This window comes from Anaerococcus lactolyticus ATCC 51172 (assembly GCF_000156575.1).
In the GTDB taxonomy this organism is placed as follows: Bacteria; Bacillota; Clostridia; order Tissierellales; family Peptoniphilaceae; genus Anaerococcus; species Anaerococcus lactolyticus.
This window is the reverse complement of record NZ_GG666136.1, coordinates 1-241: the sequence shown is the minus strand read 5'-3', so window position 1 is coordinate 241 and position 241 is coordinate 1. Positions and strand designations below refer to the sequence as shown.

Here is a 241-nt window from a genome sequence, read left to right as displayed (position 1 = left end):
GCGCGTCTACAACCGCTATGGCCGGCGCGACAACAAGTACAAGGCGCGGATCAAGATCCTGGTCAAGGCGCTGACCCCGGAAGTCTTCGCCGAGCGCGTCGAGGCCGAATGGGCCAACCTCAAGGACGGACCGAGCACCCTCACCGAGGCGGAAGTCCAGCGCGTCGCCGCGCATTTCGTCGATCCGGCCTACAAGGCCCTCGACGACCTCGACGAGTCCCTCGCCCGGCTCGACGCGGAG

Annotated in this window: 1 pseudogene; it reads left to right on the top strand. The window is 67.2% G+C overall.

The window, feature by feature from the left end:
* Window positions 1-241 (top strand): annotated as a pseudogene (locus HMPREF0072_RS11540) (hypothetical protein); the annotation flags it as partial.